The 15,791-nt window shown below is 66.7% G+C and carries 16 protein-coding genes; 12 read left to right on the top strand and 4 right to left on the bottom strand.

The annotated features are described in order from the left end of the window. Positions 1-3 precede the first annotated feature (3 nt). A complete protein-coding gene (locus OG976_RS08995; protein WP_328360771.1) occupies positions 4-1,128 on the bottom strand; it encodes a citrate synthase 2 in 1,125 nt (374 codons plus the stop codon). 116 nt (positions 1,129-1,244) lie between these two features. On the opposite strand from OG976_RS08995, the gene pdxH reads away from it, so the two are divergent. From pdxH to OG976_RS08965, 6 genes are all read left to right on the top strand, one after another. Continuing rightward, entirely contained in the window at positions 1,245-1,901 is a 657-nt protein-coding gene (pdxH, locus tag OG976_RS08990; RefSeq protein WP_328363318.1) for a pyridoxamine 5'-phosphate oxidase, read from the top strand. A gap of 2 nt (positions 1,902-1,903) precedes the next feature. Then, on the top strand, positions 1,904-3,187 hold the full coding sequence (locus OG976_RS08985) for an MFS transporter (RefSeq protein ID WP_328360769.1): 1,284 nt from the start codon (positions 1,904-1,906) through the stop codon (positions 3,185-3,187). 117 nt (positions 3,188-3,304) lie between these two features. Beyond that, entirely contained in the window at positions 3,305-3,988 is a 684-nt protein-coding gene (locus OG976_RS08980) for a TetR family transcriptional regulator (protein WP_328360766.1), read from the top strand. A 63-nt stretch (positions 3,989-4,051) separates the two neighbouring features. Then, the gene (locus OG976_RS08975; protein ID WP_328360763.1) at positions 4,052-5,347 is read left to right on the top strand and encodes a citrate synthase; all 1,296 of its coding nucleotides are present in this window, start codon (positions 4,052-4,054) and stop codon (positions 5,345-5,347) included. Between the two features lie 123 nt (positions 5,348-5,470). Beyond that, entirely contained in the window at positions 5,471-6,919 is a 1,449-nt protein-coding gene (locus OG976_RS08970; protein WP_328360760.1) for an MFS transporter, read from the top strand. Continuing rightward, on the top strand, positions 6,912-7,325 hold the full coding sequence (locus OG976_RS08965; protein WP_328360757.1) for a MarR family winged helix-turn-helix transcriptional regulator: 414 nt from the start codon (positions 6,912-6,914) through the stop codon (positions 7,323-7,325). Before OG976_RS08970 ends, OG976_RS08965 begins: the two co-directional genes overlap by 8 nt. Here the strand turns inward: OG976_RS08965 and OG976_RS08960 are convergent. The 3 genes from OG976_RS08960 to OG976_RS08950 are packed head-to-tail and all read right to left on the bottom strand — an operon-like array spanning position 7,318 to position 10,537. Further along, positions 7,318-7,581, bottom strand: a complete 264-nt coding sequence (locus OG976_RS08960) for a DUF2630 family protein (protein WP_328360755.1) — start codon at positions 7,579-7,581, stop codon at positions 7,318-7,320. The two genes, OG976_RS08965 and OG976_RS08960, sit on opposite strands and share 8 nt — an antisense overlap. 27 nt (positions 7,582-7,608) lie before the next feature. Continuing rightward, positions 7,609-8,928: an aspartate aminotransferase family protein gene (locus tag OG976_RS08955; protein ID WP_328360752.1), complete on the bottom strand. Its 1,320-nt coding sequence runs from the start codon at positions 8,926-8,928 to the stop codon at positions 7,609-7,611. Positions 8,929-8,971: 43 nt separating this feature from the next. Further along, positions 8,972-10,537 carry an APC family permease gene (locus tag OG976_RS08950; protein ID WP_328360749.1) on the bottom strand — a complete coding sequence of 522 codons (1,566 nt, stop codon included), beginning with the start codon at positions 10,535-10,537 and terminating at the stop codon, positions 8,972-8,974. 284 nt (positions 10,538-10,821) lie between these two features. Here OG976_RS08950 and OG976_RS08945 point away from each other — a divergent pair, with 284 nt between their 5' ends. The 6 genes from OG976_RS08945 to arfA all read left to right on the top strand — a co-directional run bounded on the left by OG976_RS08945 (position 10,822) and on the right by arfA (position 15,788). Next, positions 10,822-11,835: a phosphotransferase enzyme family protein gene (locus OG976_RS08945; protein WP_328360746.1), complete on the top strand. Its 1,014-nt coding sequence runs from the start codon at positions 10,822-10,824 to the stop codon at positions 11,833-11,835. A 25-nt stretch (positions 11,836-11,860) separates the two neighbouring features. Next, the gene (gene fabG / locus OG976_RS08940) at positions 11,861-12,637 is read left to right on the top strand and encodes a 3-oxoacyl-ACP reductase FabG (protein WP_328360743.1); all 777 of its coding nucleotides are present in this window, start codon (positions 11,861-11,863) and stop codon (positions 12,635-12,637) included. A 2-nt stretch (positions 12,638-12,639) separates the two neighbouring features. Beyond that, a complete protein-coding gene (locus OG976_RS08935; protein ID WP_328360738.1) occupies positions 12,640-13,425 on the top strand; it encodes a GntR family transcriptional regulator in 786 nt (261 codons plus the stop codon). A 55-nt stretch (positions 13,426-13,480) separates the two neighbouring features. Then, complete coding sequence (locus OG976_RS08930; protein WP_328360735.1) at positions 13,481-14,227, top strand: SDR family NAD(P)-dependent oxidoreductase; 747 nt, start codon at positions 13,481-13,483, stop codon at positions 14,225-14,227. A gap of 46 nt (positions 14,228-14,273) precedes the next feature. Continuing rightward, positions 14,274-14,633: an FKBP-type peptidyl-prolyl cis-trans isomerase gene (locus tag OG976_RS08925; RefSeq protein WP_328360732.1), complete on the top strand. Its 360-nt coding sequence runs from the start codon at positions 14,274-14,276 to the stop codon at positions 14,631-14,633. 162 nt (positions 14,634-14,795) lie between these two features. Further along, a complete protein-coding gene (gene arfA, locus OG976_RS08920; RefSeq protein WP_328360729.1) occupies positions 14,796-15,788 on the top strand; it encodes a channel-forming protein ArfA/OmpATb in 993 nt (330 codons plus the stop codon). Positions 15,789-15,791 lie beyond the last annotated feature (3 nt).

The raw sequence follows: 15,791 nt of genomic DNA, 5'->3' as shown, positions 1-15,791 counted from the left end.
CGGCTAGCTGGGCAGGTGTGAAATCTGGTCCCAGCCTTCGACCGATTCCGCCGAACGGGGCGCCGGGCCGATGTAGATCGCCGACGGGCGCACCAACTTGCCCAGCGTCTTCTGCTCGAGAATGTGGGCGCACCAGCCGGCGGTGCGGCCGCAGGTGAACATCGCAGGCATCATCTTGGCGGGCACCTTGGCGAAGTCGAGGATCACCGCCGCCCAGAACTCGACGTTGGTCTCGATCGCCCGGTCCGGGCGGCGCTCCCGCAGCTCGGCCAGTGCGGCCTGCTCCAGGGCCGCGGCCACCTCGTAGCGGGGCGCCGCCAACCGCTTGGCCGTCGCCCGCAGCACCCGCGCCCGCGGATCCTCGGCCCGGTACACCCGGTGACCGAAGCCCATCAGCTTCTCTTTGCTGTCGAGGATGTTCCTGACCACGGCCCGGGCGTCGCCGGTGCGCTCGACGTCCTCGATCATGGGGATCACCCGGGCGGGTGCGCCGCCGTGCAGCGGTCCACTCATCGCACCGATCGCACCCGAGAGCGCGGCGGCGACGTCGGCTCCGGTGGAGGCGATCACCCGCGCGGTGAAAGTGGAGGCGTTCATCCCGTGCTCGGCCGCCGACACCCAGTAGGCGTCGATCGCCGCGATATGCCGCGGGTCCGGCTCGCCTTGCCAGCGGGTCATGAATCGTTCTGTGACGGTGGAGCATTCGTCGATGACACGTTGCGGCACGGCTGGCTGGTAGATGCCGCGCGCCGACTGGGCGACGTAGGACAGGGCCATCACGGAGGCGCGCGCGAGATGCTCGCGGGCCGTCTCGCCGTCGATGTCAAGCAGTGGCCGGTAGCCCCAGATCGGCGCCAGCATGGCCAGACCCGCCTGCACGTCGACGCGGACGTCGCCGGTGTGAATGGGCAGCGGGAAGGGTTCGGCAGGCGGCAGTCCGTCGCCGAATCGGCCGTCGACGAGCAGCCCCCAGACGTCGCCGAAGGTGACGTGGTTGTTCACCAGATCGTCGATGTCGACGCCGCGGTACCGCAGCGCACCGCCATCCTTGTCGGGTTCGGCGATCTCGGTGGTGAACGCCACCACGCCTTCCAGGCCGGGTGCGAAGCCTTCCGGTACCAGGGTCATAGGGGGATTGTTCCACTCGCCCACGGCCCTGTCGCTACCGGCCGGTAACAATCGTCCCGCCGCCGGCGGCGTACCGTATGACCGTGGAATTTCCAGCGGGTGATCGCCTGGCGGCGATGCGGGTGGAGTACGGCTCGGTCGAGAAGGACGGCAGCACCGACCTCGACGTGGACTGGCTGGCCGACGGCTGGCTTGCGTTGTTGCACAGGTGGATTGCCGACGCCGAAGCGGCCGGGGTCGCCGAACCCAACGCGATGGTGCTGGCCACGGTCTCCGACGGCAGGCCGGTCAGCCGAAGCGTGCTGTGCAAGAGCGTGGACGAGGCCGGCATCACCTTCTACACCAACTACGACTCCGCCAAGGGTGACGACCTGGCCGCCACCCCGTATGCGTCGGTGACGTTCCCCTGGTACGCGCTGGGTCGTCAGGTTCACCTCCGCGGCTCGGTCACCAAGGTCAGTAGCCAGGAGACCGCCGAGTACTGGTCCAAACGCCCTAGTGGCTCGCAGCTCGGCGCGTGGGCGTCGGCGCAGTCCCGGCCGATCGGGTCGCGCTCGGATCTGCTCGGCCAGCTGGCCGAGGTGACCGCGCGCTTCGCCGGTGACGAGCAGGTGCCGGTGCCCCCGCACTGGGGCGGTTACCGCATCGCGCCGGAGGTCGTCGAGTTCTGGCAAGGCCGGGAGAACAGGATTCACAACCGAATTCGGGTGACGGGAGCCGCTGGGCCGGCGACATCAGGCCCGGACGACGTCATCGAGCGGCTTCAGCCCTAGTCGTGCGAAGGCTTTTCGCCGACACCACACCGCTGCGAACGCCGGATTTCCGGCGGCTGTGGCTGGCCGGCATCGTCACGGTGATCGGGGGCAACCTCACGATCTTCGCGGTGCCCGTGCAGCTCTACGTCCTGACCCAGAACTCCGCTTACGTGGGCCTCGCAGGTCTGTTCGCGCTCGTGCCGTTGATCGTGTTCGGTCTGCTCGGCGGGGCCTGGGCCGACGCGATGGACCGGCGCCTGCTGCTGATCATCGCCTCCTGCGGCCTGGCGGTAGCCTCCGTCCTGCTGTGGGTGCAGGCCGCTCTGCAGTGCAACAACGTCTGGCTGGTGCTCGTGCTGCTGTCGGTGCAGCAGGCGTTCTTCGCCATCAACTCACCGACCCGGGGTGCCGCGATTCCCCGCATGCTCCCGATCGACCAGCTGCCGGCGGCGAATTCGCTGAACATGACGGTGCAGCAGTTCGGGGCGATCGTCGGTCCGCTGCTCGCCGGTCTGCTGCTGCGCTGGATCGATCTGTCGACGTTGTATCTGATCGACGCCATCACCTGTTTGCTGCCCATCTGGGCGACGTTCCGGCTCGCCCCCATGCCCGCCACCGAGGCGGCCGGTCCCGACGGGTCCTCCCGCTGGGGCATCGGTGCGGTGCTCGAGGGATTCCGCTATCTGGCCGGAAACCGGGTGGTGCTGATGTCGTTCGTCGTCGACCTGATCGCGATGATCTTCGGGATGCCGCGGGCGCTGTTCCCGCAGATGGCGCACGAGAGCTTCGGTGGGCCGGTCGCGGGCGGTACGACCATGGCCCTGCTGGCTGCCGCGATGTCGTTCGGCGCCGTCGCCGGTGGGGTGTTCTCCGGCTGGTTCCCGCGGGTTCGCCGCCAGGGGCTGGCGGTCATCGTCGCCATCGTGGTGTGGGGTGTCGCGATGGCCGGGTTCGGGGTGGCGGGTGGCCTGGCTGGTGGTCGCGCCGGTCATGTGCTGTGGATTGCGTTGGCGTTCTTGGCAATTGGCGGGGCAGCCGACATGGTGTCAGCGGCGTTCCGGTCGACGATTCTGCAGGAGGTGGCATCCGACGACCTGCGGGGCCGGCTGCAGGGGGTGTTCCTGGTCGTGGTCGCGGGTGGTCCCCGGCTGGCTGACGCGGTGCACGGTGCCGCAGCCGCAGCCGTGGGCACCACGATCGCCGCGGCCGGCGGGGGAGGGCTCGTCGTGGTCGGCGTGCTGCTGGCCTCGGCGGCGGTTCCGGCCTTCGTGCGCTATCGCGTTGAACCGCCGATATCCCGGTAGTCCGGCGGATTCGCCGGCGTCGATCAATACGGTGATATTGCTTCCATCTGCACGAACTGCGGAATACCCTCGACCAGCGGACTTAAAGGACGCTGTGAGGCGAGGGGCTGGTCTGGCGTGGCCGGGGACATCAACAACGGCGCTTCCGGACTCCGGGAACGTAAGAAACAACGCACGCGCGCCACGTTGATCGACGTGGCGGCGAAGTTGTGCGTCGAGCAGGGCTACGACAACACCACCGTCGACCAGATCGCCGCCGCCGCCGACGTCTCGGCCCGGACCTTCAGCCGCTACTTCCCGAGCAAGGAGGCGGTCGTCGTTGCGGTCGTCGCCGACGTCGCCGACGGGGTGGCCGCCGCGATCGCCCGCCAACCGCTGGACATCACCGAACACGAGGCCCTCATGCGGGCCAGCGTCGAGACGTTCCGCGGTCGCCCGGGCGGCGAGCACGATCCCGTCTTCTTCGACCGGATGACGCTGTTGCTCAGGATCCTCGGCAGCGCGCCGGCGATCGGCCTGTCGGCCTTCTCCTACCGGCCGGACGGACCCCAGCATCCGGTCTTCGCCGCCGCCGCGTGTCGGATGCGGGTGGAGGTCACCGATCCGGCGTTGCGGATCGTCTTCGACACCTGGGCGGTGCTCATGGGTGTCGCCTGCGCGGGCCTGGGCGCACCCGGCGCACCACCGATCCAACCGGACGTTCTGTGCGAGCGCATCGAGTCGACTTACGCTCTGTTCGCCCGGTTGTGGACCCCATGGCATACCCCGGGCCAGCCCCCCGCGGGCGAGTCGGCACAATAGCGACTACCTTCACCTAAGTACGGACAGCCTTAGCAGGCGTCGAAAAGCGCAGAAGGGGTTCTTGTGGCCGCAACCGACGACACCGCCACCCTGAAGTACCCGGGGGGCGAGCTCGACCTGGACATCGTCCACGCGACGGAGGGGTCCGACGGAATCGCACTGGGGTCGCTGCTGTCCAAGACCGGGTACACGACCTTCGACTCGGGCTTCGTGAACACCGCGTCAACCAAGAGCGCCATCACCTACATCGACGGTGACGCAGGGATTCTGCGCTACCGCGGCTACCCGATCGAGCAGCTCGCCGAGAAGTCGACCTTCATCGAGGTGAGCTACCTGCTCATCTACGGTGAGCTCCCCAGCACTGAACAGCTGGAGGCGTTCACCACCCAGATTCAGCGCCATACGCTGCTGCACGAAGACCTCAAGCGGTTCTTCGACGGCTTCCCGCGCAACGCCCACCCGATGCCGGTGCTCTCCAGCGCCGTCAACGCGCTGAGCGCCTACTACCAGGACTCGCTGGACCCGCTGGACAACAAGCAGGTCGAGTTGTCGACCATCCGGCTGCTGGCCAAGCTGCCCACCATCGCCGCCTACGCCTACAAGAAGTCCGTCGGCCAGCCGTTCCTGTACCCGGACAACACCCTGACCCTCGTCGAGAACTTCCTGCGCATGACGTTCGGCCTGCCTGCCGAGCCCTACGAGGTGGATCCCGAGATCGTCCGGGCGCTGGACATGCTGCTGATCCTGCACGCCGACCATGAGCAGAACTGCTCGACGTCGACGGTGCGGCTGGTCGGCTCGTCGCAGGCCAACCTGTTCACCTCGATCTCCGGCGGAATCAACGCGCTGTGGGGCCCGCTGCACGGCGGCGCCAACCAGGCCGTGCTGGAGATGCTCGAGAAGATCCGCCTCGGCGAAGACGACGTCAAGACGTTCGTCAAGAAGGTCAAGAACAAGGAAGACGGCGTGAAGCTGATGGGCTTCGGGCACCGGGTCTACAAGAACTACGACCCGCGCGCTCGGATCGTCAAGGAGCAGGCCGACAAGATCCTGGGCAAGCTCGGCGGCGACGACGAGCTGCTCGACATCGCCAAGCAGCTCGAAGAGATCGCGCTCACCGACGACTTCTTCATCGAGCGCAAGCTCTATCCGAACGTCGACTACTACACCGGCGTGATCTACCGCGCGATGGGCTTCCCGACCCGGATGTTCACCGTGCTGTTCGCACTCGGCCGGCTGCCCGGCTGGATCGCGCACTGGCGTGAGATGCACGACGAGGGCAGCAGCAAGATCGGCCGTCCGCGCCAGATCTACACCGGCTACACCGAACGCGACTACATCACCATCGCCGGGCGCTAGCTTTTCCTGCACCGCCCAACCCGACATTCGGGCGGACAAGTTCGAGTGCTCTTCGCCATTTCGTCGATCTCGGCGTCGCATCGGCACTTGACCGCAAGACAGTTGTAGTTTAACAATAGTTGTGTGAATACAACTGTCAGCGATCTCAGCGCGCGTCGCAAGACCATCGTTCTGGCGTCCTGCTGTCTGAGTCTGCTGATCGTGTCGATGGACGCCACCATCGTCAATGTCGCGATCCCGTCGATCCGCGCCGATCTGCACGCCTCACCCGCCCAGATGCAGTGGGTAGTCGACATCTACACCCTGGTGCTGGCCTCGCTGCTCATGCTCGCCGGTGCAACGGGCGACCGCTTCGGCCGGCGCCGCGTCTTCCAGATCGGCCTGGTCACCTTCGCCGTCGGCTCGCTGTTGTGCAGCGTCGCCCCCACCATCACCATGCTCATCGGCGCGCGGCTGATTCAGGCTGTCGGCGGCTCGATGCTCAACCCTGTTGCGCTGTCCATCATTTCGCAGATCTTCGTCGGACGGGTCGAGCGTGCGCGGGCAGTGGGCTTCTGGGGGGCGGTGGTCGGCATCTCGATGGCGCTCGGCCCGATCGTCGGCGGCCTGCTCATCGAGGTGGTCGGGTGGCGCGCCGTGTTCTGGATCAACCTGCCGATCTGTGCGGCCGCAATCGTGCTGACGGCGATCTTCGTGCCGGAGACCAAGTCGGCGACCATGCGCGGTATCGATCCGATCGGCCAGCTGCTGGCCGTGCTCACCCTGTTCGGATTGGTGTTCGTCCTGATCGAAGGACCCGGCCTGGGCTGGACCAATCCCGCCATCATCGCGATCGTCGTGGTCGCGGCCGTCGCCTTCGTGGGATTCCTGCGGTACGAGTCGCGCCGTCACGACCCCTTCATCGATCTGCGGTTCTTCCGCAGTATCCCGTTCTCGTCGGCTACGGTGACCGCCGTGTGTGCCTTTGCCGGCTGGGGAGCGTTCCTGTTCATGATGTCGCTGTATCTGCAAGGGGAGCGCGGCTATTCGGCGGCGCACACCGGTCTGATCTACCTGCCGATCGCCGTCGGCGCGCTGTTCTTCTCGCCGTTGTCCGGTCGGCTGGTCGGCCGCTACGGCGCCCGCCCCTCACTGCTGATCTCGGGCGTTCTGATGGTGATCGCCTCGGTGATGCTGACGTTCCTGACGCCGACGACGCCGGTGTGGGCGCTGCTGGTGATCTTCGCGGTGTACGGCATCGGATTCGGCATGGTCAACGCACCGATCACCAATGCAGCGGTCAGCGGCATGCCCAAGGACCGCGCGGGCGCTGCGTCCGCGGTGACATCGACCTCACGTCAGGTCGGTGTGAGTATCGGTGTGGCGCTGTGTGGTTCGGTCGCGGGTCCGGCACTGGCCGGCATGGGCGCTGACTTCACCTCGGCGGCACAGCCGCTGTGGTTCATCAACATCGCGCTGGGCCTCATCATCGCCGTACTGGCCATCACGTCGACGTCCACCCGGGCCAACCTGTCCGCCGAGCGGCTGGCACCGCTCATCGAGCAGCAGCGAGTGGGGGCCGCCCATGTCTAACCCCCTGGCTGACGAGGTGTGGCGCACACTGTCGGCGTTGGTTCTTGACAACAAAGACGGCTGGCGGCGCGCCGTTGTCGAGCGAACGGGGCTGCCGTTCAGCCGGATTCGCATCCTCAAGCGGCTTGCCAAGCGGCCGATGACGGTGAAGCAGGTTGCCGAGATGGCGACCATCGACGCCCCGGCGGCGACGGTAGCGGTCAACGACTTGGAAGCCCGCGGCCTGGTGACCCGGGAGATCGACCCGCACAACCGCCGCTGCAAGCTGGTCTCGCTGACCGAGGCCGGGCATCAGATGGTCGCCGTCCTGGACGCCACCGAGGATCCGGCACCCGATCGCCTTGCCGCGCTCGGCGACGAGGACCTCCGCACCCTGCAGGCGGTTCTGGCCCGGATGCTCAGCTGAGATAGCCCTCGACTTCGTCGGGCGGGCGAACCGCGGCCTGACCCGGATCGCCGCCGGTCTCGCGCAGGGCCCGGCGCTGCCGCAGCAGATCCCAGCACTGGTCGAGTTCGGTTTCGATCGCGCGCAGCCGCTGGTGCTCTTCGGACGGGTCGATCTCCTGATGGATGAGCTGCTCGCGCAGTTCCCGCTCCTGGGCGACCAGGTCGTGAATTCGTGCGAGGGTGTCCCGGTCGCCCGGTTTGGATTCGTGTGCCACGGCTCCAGTGTGCCCGTAGGCAGCGGGTCAAAACGAGGAATGTAGAACGTCGGCGAATGCGGTGCAGAACCAGTCGACGTCGGATTCGGAGAACACCAGCGGCGGGCGGACCTTCAGCACGTTGCCGCCGTGCCCGCATACCGAGATCAGCACCCGGTGCTCACGCATCGCGTTGACGATCTTCTTGGCACCGGCACGATCGGGTTCGCCTGTCTCAGTGACGATTTCGACACCGATGTAGAGTCCGGCGCCCCGTACTTCACCGATGCACGGATGGTCGCGGCCCAATGCCGTCAGCTCGGTACGCAACGCGGTCCCGACGTCCGCCGCGTTGGCCATCAGCTTCTCGTCCTCGATGACGTCGAGCACGGCCGTGGCCGCCGCCATGGTGACCGGGTTGCCACCGAAGGTGTTGAAGTAGGGCACCCCGCGGGCGAATGACTCCAGCACGCCGGCGCGCGCGGCCATGGCCGCGATCGGCAGGCCGTTGCCCATGGGCTTGCCCGTCGTCACCAGATCGGGCACCACGCCGTGGCGCTGGAAGCCCCACATGGCCTCACCGGTGCGGGCGAACCCGGGTTGCACCTCGTCGGCGATGAACACCCCGCCCGCGGCGCGCACCGCCGCCACCGCAGGCGCGAGCACCGACGGGTCGGGATAGATGCCGTCGGAGGAGAAGATGGTGTCGACGATCAGACAACTCACTCCAGTACCGGCGGCCTGGAGGTCGTCGATCGCCGCGCTGACGTCGGCAGCGAACCGGCCCGCCAGTTCGTCTGCCGGGATCCGGTAACTGTCCGGCGGTGCGATGGCACGCACGTGCTCTCCGAGCGCGGTCGATCCGCCGATCGACGGCGAGATCGCGGTCACGGCCGCGGTGTTGCCGTGGTAAGCGTCGGTTGTGATGATGACACCTTTTGCGCCGGTGTACATTTCGGCCACCCGCAGGGCGAGGTCGTTGACCTCCGAACCGGTGCAGGCGTACATCACCTGGTCGACCTCGTCGGGCATGGTCGCCAGCAGACGCTCGCTGTAGTCGACGATCGTGCCGTGCAGATAGCGGGTGTGGGTGTTCAGGGTGGCCAACTGGCGGCTGACGGCCTCGACGACGTGCGGGTGGCAGTGCCCGACGCTGGCGACGTTGTTGTACGCGTCGAGATAACACGCGCCGTCCGCGTCATACAGGCGGGTGCCCTCGCCGCGGACCAGGTGCACGGGCCGCTCGTAGAACAGCCGGTAGGCCGGGCCGAGCATGCGGTCGCGGGCCGCGACCAACGATTCGGTAGCCGGATCGAGTGGTTGATCCGGGGAGTAGCTGTTGGAATCCATGATGTTCGAGAAACCCATGTCGCTACTCCTTGTCGTCTTTCGTTGGTCGCGGCCCGTGCGCTCAGCGTTCGTGCGCCTCCTCGAGGACGATCCGGCCCAGGTCCGAATACCGCTGCGGGGCCTTGGCCTTCAGGTACACCGCCAGCAGCACGCCGCTGAGCCCGACCACGCCGACGACGTAGGGGATGATGGTGAATACCCAGTCCGTAGACGCCGTCCCGGCCGCGAACGATGCGTTCTTACCGAGTAGGTAGATGACGTAGAGCATGCCGAGCCCGCCCAGCAGCGGTGCCAGGAATGTCCGGAACCAGTTGGCGGTCTCGGGGTGGTTCTTGCCGACGTGGAAGTAGGCGATCACCGCGAACGCTGCCAGTGCCTGCACGATCAGGATCGCGGTGGTGCCCAGCAGTGCCATCAGCCCGTACAGGCCGGTGTAGGGGTCGCGACCGGTGATGGCGAAGAACAGCACGACGACGGTGGCGAAGATGGTCTGAACCAGGCCGGCGATGTGCGGCGAGCCGTGCACCGCGTGGGTGGCGCCCAGGGTCTTGCGCATCCCGGGGATGACGTTGTCCCGGCCGAGGGCGTAGATGTAGCGCGCCGCGCAGTTGTGGAACGCCATACCGCAGGCGAACGATCCGGTCATCAACAGGATCTTGAACATGTCGACTGCCCAGGTGCCCAGGTTCTTGTCGACCGGGCCGAAGAAGATGTCACCGGCGGTCTTCGAATCCTGCGCCAGCGCAATGGCATTCTGCGGTCCGGTACCGACGATGGCCAGCCACGAGATCAGGACGTAGAACACACCGATGCCGATGACGGAGCCGATCACTGCGATCGGGATGATCTTCTTCGGGTTCTTGGACTCCTCGCCGTACATCGCGCTGGACTCGAATCCGACCCATGACCAGAAGGCGAAGAACAGCCCGATACCTGCCGAGCCGGCCACTGCCAGCGCGCCGCCGTCGGGGCCCGCGACCGTGCCTGACAGGCTCTTGAAGCCGTTGAGCGGGTTCAGCGATCCCCAGGACCAGCCCTGCGGGCCGCCGCCGGTGAACAGCACCGAGGCCCCCATCAGTGACAGCATCAGGATCTCGGTGATGAGGAACACGCCCAGCACCTTGGCGGCCAGGTTGATGTCGAAGTAGGTCAGCACCAGGTTCACCACCAGCATGGCAAGGGCGAACACGACCCACGAGATGTTGACGTGGAAGAGGCTGTTGAAGGTGTCGTTGGCGAAGAACGCGAAGATCCCGATCAGCGATGCCTCGAAGACCATGTAGGCCATCGTCGTCAGGAACCCTGCGCCCAGTCCCACGATGCGGCCGAGGCCGTGGGAGATGTAACCGTAGAAGGCCCCGGTCGCGGTGATGTGCTTGCTCATCGCGGCGTACCCGATGGCGAACAGGGTGAGCACGATCGTGGCGACGAAGTAGCCGGCCGGGGCGTAGGCGCCGTTACCGAACCCGACCGCGATCGGCACGTTGCCCACCATGGCGGTGATCGGCGCCGCGGTCGCGACCGCCATGAACAGGACGCCCATCAGGCCGACGGCGTTGGGCTTGAGCCGCTGGACGGCGTCGCCCGTGGCTGCCTCCGGGGCAGGCGGGTCGATGATGTCGCTCATTGTGTTGATTCCCGTCTCGAACACGACCGGCGGTCGCGCAGGATATTTGGTCTGGTTTGGCCCGAGATGCGGTTGCGTCTGGGGAGCGAGGGTGATGTCGAAGACGACGTTGTGGTACGACGCGGACATTGTTACCCCTCCCAGATCGCCTGGTCAACAGGAAGAGTCGGGAGATGCGCCGAAGTGTTTCGGTGATGTTTCCGAATGCCCCAGCTGCGAAACGCTGACGTTAAATGTGCCGATTTGGTCTGCTTTGCGAGGGTTAATGGTCCACACTGGTCGACATGCCGGGACTGCCGCCGACCCATGAGTTGTTCGCGCGCGCAGCACTTCCGGCATACGGGCGCGCCGCCGACGCGGAATTGCGGCTACTGAGCCTGTCGGAAAACGCCACCTACCTGGTCGAGGACGACCAGCCGATCGTGCTGCGCGTGCACCGGCCCGGCTATCACTCACTTGCCGCGATCCAGTCCGAACTGGCGTGGATGAAGGCGCTGCGCACCGAGACCGCGGTCACCGCGCCTGAGTTGGTCCCCGCCCGCGACGGTTCCGATGTGGTGCTCGCCGAGGCGGACGGGACTGCGCTGCATGTCGACGCCGTCACCTTCGTGGCAGGTTGCACTGCCGAAGAGGATCCCGAGGCAGTGGGATTCGACGAACTCGGTCGGATCACGGCGGTCATGCACGACCATGCCCGCCGGTGGACGCCGCCCAGTGGCTTCACCCGGTTCCGCTGGGACCTGGAGACCACCCTGGGCCCGGACGCCCGCTGGGGTAACTGGCGGCTGGCCCCGGGCCTGACCGGGGCCGACACAGAGTGGATTCAGCGCGCCTCCGACGACATCACCGCCAAGCTCACCGAGTTCGGCTGCGCACCAGACCGTTTCGGCCTGGTCCATGCCGACCTGCGACTGGCCAACCTGATGGTCGATCCCGCTGTCGCCGGGACGGGCATCACCGTGATCGACTTCGACGACTGCGGATGGTCCTGGTATCTGGCTGATCTGGGTGCGGCGGTGTCGTTCATCGAGGACACCCCGGCCAGCGAGCGCATCATCGCCGACTGGCTCACCGGCTACTTCCAGGTCGGGTCCATCCCCGCAGCCCACCTCGAGTTGATCCCTTCATTCGTGATGATGCGGCGGATCAACCTCACCGCGTGGATCGCCTCGCATTACGACGCCGACGCCGCGATCGGCCTCGGTGAGCAGTTCGCCCCGGACACCGCCCGGCTGGCGCAGCGTTACCTGGAGGACCGCACCTGGCTACAGGACGCGATCTTCGGATCCAGGGTCTGACGACCCTGCGGCAGAAAGGAATGTCATGTTCGACCTTCAGTCGACGTCGGTTCTGGTGACGGGTGGGAGCAAGGGGATCGGCCGCGGAATCGCGTCGGTGTTCGCCTCGGCGGGTGCCAACGTGGCCATCGCCGCCCGCTCGTCGACCGGCATCGACGCCGTCGTGGCCGAATTGGACGACCTCGGGTCGGGCAAGGTGCTCGGTGTTCAAGCCGACGTCGCCGACCCGATGTCGTGCGCCAACCTCGCCGAGACGGTGCGTGAGACGTTCGGCGGCATCGACGTGGTGTGCGCGAATGCCGGCATCTTCCCCGAAGCGCCACTGGCCTCGATGACACCCGCCCAACTGGGCGAGGTGCTCGACATCAACGTCAAGGGCACCATCTACACGGTGCAGTCCTGTCTGGATGCGCTCATCGCCTCCGGTCGCGGACGGGTGATCCTGACCTCGTCGATCACCGGGCCGATCACCGGCTTCCCGGGCTGGTCACACTACGGTGCCTCCAAGGCTGCGCAGTTGGGCTTCATGCGAACTGCGGCAATCGAATTGGCGCCGCACCGCATCACCGTCAACGCGGTCCTGCCGGGCAACATCCTCACCGAAGGCCTCGCTGACATGGGGGAGGAGTACATCGCGGGAATGACCAGGGCGATCCCGGCCGGCGCGTTGGGTACCCCGGAGGACATCGGTCATCTCGCCGCCTTCCTGGCCACCAAGGAGGCCGGGTACATCACCGGTCAGGCCATCGCCGTCGATGGTGGTCAGGTGCTTCCCGAGTCCCCGGACGCCGTGAGCCGGTAGCGATGGAGGAGTCCGAGGGCGGGCCGATCGCCGAGGACGTACGCCGCCGCATCCTGTCGATGTTGGCGCAAGGTGCGTTGCGGCCCGGATCTCGGTTGGGTACCGAACGTGAGATGGCCGAACAGTTCGCGGTGTCGCGATCGACGCTGCGCAGTGCCCTGCTGCCGTTGAGCCGGGCAGGTGTGCTCGAGCGGCGCACCGGCCGCAACGGCGGAACCTTCGTGCGCGCCGACGTCGTCGAGCGCAACGCCGCCGAACTGGCCGGGCTGCCTGCCCGACTGCGCAGCGGTGGGCATACCAGTGCCACCCGCGTGCTGGCCACCGACCGCAGACCCGCCACCCCGACCGAAGCCGCGGCACTCGAGATCTCCACGCGCGACGAGGTTTTCGCTATCCGGCGGTTGCGGTTCGCCGATGGTGTGCCGTTGTCGGTCGACTTCTCCTGCTTCATCGCGGGACAGGTCGTCGACCTTCTCGAGCAACCTCTCGGCGGTTCCATCTACGAGTTGCTCGCCGTCCGCTACGGGCTGTCCCCGGCGACGTCGTCGGAGATGATCGAGGTGGTTAGCGCCTCCCCGCGGGAGGCCGAGTGGCTGGCGATCCCCAGCAGGCGGCCACTGGTGGCGATCACGCGCGTCACCCACGACGCATCCGACCGGCCGTTCGAGTACGCCTACGACCTCTTCCGCGCCGACCGCGTGCGGCTCACGGCGACCACCTCCACGGTGACCTCCCGGGAACGGCGCGGCACCGACGGCAGAGTCGAGCGTTCCGTCAGCAGCGCCTGAACCGCCGATCCCCGCTCACCGAGCAAGGTCGGCCGCCGGCGTGTGTAATTCGTTGGTGGGAAACCCAACACGCACTGCGATCGTCACAGGAGCATCCGGCGGAATCGGGTCGGCCATCGCCGCGATGCTGCACGAGGAGGGATTCGCCCTCACTCTGGTCGGTCGCGACCCGGGCAAGCTGGAGGCGGTGGCAGCCGGGCTGGCGCGAGTGCCCGGCCCGCCAGTCGAGGTCCTGGCCGGATCGCTGGCCGCCGAGACGTTCCTGGACACCATCGTCGCCGAGCACGATCGGCGCCACGGATCGCTGGATCTTCTGGTCAACAATGCCGGGGTGGCCGGCGACCGGCCGGTCGGCGATGTCACCGCCGACTTCCTTGACGAGCAACTCGCGGTCAACGTCCGCGCGGTGATTCTGCTGACTGGCAAATGCCTTCCGCTGCTCAAAGAGTCGGTACAGCAACGGAAATCGGCACAGGTGGTCAACATCGCCTCCAACGCCGGAAAGCGCGGCGAGGCCGGTCTGTCGGCGTACTCGGCCACCAAGTTCGCGGTCGTCGGGTTCACCGAGTCGCTGCACGACGAACTGTCCACCTCCGGCATCAAGGCCACCGCGATATGTCCGGGCTTGGTGGATACCCCGATGGCCGACAGCTACCGCGACACCGTGAGCCCGGCGGAGATGATCGCTCCGGGTGACATCGCCGAAGCCATCAGGATGACCATCCGGGTGTCGAGAAGCTGTATCGTGCCCGAGATCGTCCTGCTGCGCCCGATCGAGTGGCTCCAGCCCCCGGGTGCCTGACCGAAAGACGCCAAAACGTCCGACCCGGGCCTATTAAGGTAGGGGGGTGACGAAACCCGTAATCGAATTCCCCGACGGCCCGGCACCCACGGACCTGGTCATCAAAGACCTCGTGGTGGGCGATGGCGACGAAGCCACCCCCGGCGCGGTGGTCGATGTGCACTACCTAGGTGTCGAGTACGACACCGGTGAAGAGTTCGACAGCTCGTGGAATCGGGGCGAGTCCATCTCCTTCCCCCTGCGCGGCCTGATCCAGGGCTGGCAGGACGGTATCCCCGGTATGCGGGTCGGTGGGCGCCGCCAGCTGACCATTCCCCCGGAGCAGGCCTACGGACCGGCGGGATCGGGACACCAGTTGTCGGGCAAGACGCTCATCTTCGTGATCGACCTGCTCGCCACTCGCTGAGTCCTTACTTCACTCGGTCCGGCGAAGAGTTGAATCTTTGCCGTGGCGTCCTCTGACGATTCAGTTAATATTCGTCCGTTCGCTTCCAAACCGGCACTCGGTCGTCGTACCGTGCAGCGGTTCGGATAATTGACGCGCCAGTAATGGCGGAGGAGCCAACCGATGACGGGTCCCGATGATGCGCGGGTCAGCGCAACGGCAACTGAGTGGCGGCGCGAATCGCGGTTCTACCGCCGTTCGCCCGGCCTGGGCTGGCTGCTGGGTCTACTGCTGATCCCGTTGCTGCTCGGCCTGATCGGCTGGGGAACGCTCGGCAAGCCCAAGGTCAGCGTCAGCACCCCCAGCGTCAGCATCACCGCACCCAGTCTGTCGGTGCCGTCGCTGAACTTCGCGCCGCTGTCGATCATCCGCAACGGAAACGACTTCACCCTCTCCGGAGACCTTCCGGACCTGTCCGTCAAGACGTCGCTGTTCGACAGCCTCAAAGCGGCGCTGGGTTCCGGGGTGAACCTGATCGACAAGCTCAACATCAAGGCCGGGGTCAGCGCGCCGGACTTCTCGGGCCTGGGTGGGCTCTTCAAGGCCGCACTGGACATCCCGGACTTCAACTTCGATCTGTCCGGTGACACCGTGACGCTCACCGGCACGGCGCCGTCAGACGAGGTAAAGGCCGCTGTCGAGGCCGCCGCCACGGCGGCGTGGCCGAACGTGACGATCGTCAACAACATCACTGTGAAGGGCCCGGCGCCCACCACCACCGCGGCGATGCCCAGTGCGCCGGCCGGCGGTGCGGGGTGTGGTTCGCTGCAGTCCGATGTCACGGCTGCTCTCAACGCCCCGATCAACTTCGAGACCGACGGCTTCACGCTGACGCCGGCGACCCAGCAGATGCTTACCGCGGTGGCCGCCAAGATCAAGGCGTGCCCGGCGGCCAAGATCGCGGTGACCGGCTACACCGACAACACCGGCAACGACTCGATCAACATCCCGCTGAGCGGGAATCGGGCCAAGTCGGTCGGTGATTACCTTGTTTCGCAAGGAGTTTCGGCCGGTGAGGTCACTACCAGTGGCCTGGGTGCGGCGAACCCGATCGCCGGTAACGACACCGCGGCGGGTCGTGCGCAGAACCGTCGCGTCGAGATCACGGTCAGCTAGGAG

The organism is Mycobacterium sp. NBC_00419 (assembly GCF_036023875.1).
Lineage (GTDB): Bacteria > Actinomycetota > Actinomycetes > Mycobacteriales > Mycobacteriaceae > Mycobacterium.
Note: the sequence above shows the minus strand (reverse complement) of the source record. Positions and strands in the feature narration are given on the sequence as shown.